The organism is Maribellus luteus (assembly GCF_003576475.1).
GTDB lineage: Bacteria > Bacteroidota > Bacteroidia > Bacteroidales > Prolixibacteraceae > Draconibacterium > Draconibacterium luteum.
Genome location: NZ_QWGR01000336.1, coordinates 1 through 466, shown reverse-complemented (window position 1 = coordinate 466; position 466 = coordinate 1). Strand labels below are relative to the sequence as shown.

Genomic DNA, 466 nt, shown 5'->3' with positions numbered 1-466 from the left:
GACCTGGGTGATCACCGCCACGCCGGCGGCGTCGCCGGCGGCGATCTGCTGGGCGCCCAGCGCCACCGCGCGCAGGCCCGAACCGCACAGTTGGTTGACGCTCCAGGCCGGGCTCTCGACCGGCACGCCGGCGTTGACCGCGGCCTGGCGCGCCGGGCCCTGGCCGGCGGCGGCCTGCAGCACCTGGCCCATGATCACCTCGTCCACGTCGGCCAGGGCGACGCCGGCCCTTTCGACGGCGGCCTGGATGGCCACCCGGCCCAGCTCGTGGGCGGGCAAGGCGGACAACGCGCCATTGAACGAGCCCACGGGCGTGCGGGCGGCTGAAACGATGACGATATCGGTCATGACGCTATTCCCTGACGTACGCGACGGCCGGTTTCGCAAGCGCAGCTGCCGCGCCACATTTGTTTTGCAGGTGCAACATGCATAATCGAACCGCGTTCGTCACGGGGAGTCTTCGCCC

The 466-nt window shown here is 71.0% G+C and carries 1 protein-coding gene; it reads right to left on the bottom strand.

All coding sequences use genetic code 11. The features are described 5' to 3' along the window. Positions 1–348, bottom strand: a 348-nt coding sequence (locus tag D1614_RS29130) for a thiolase family protein (RefSeq protein WP_497006695.1), incomplete at its 3' end; no start/stop codon positions are given. Positions 349–466: the final 118 nt, after the last annotated feature.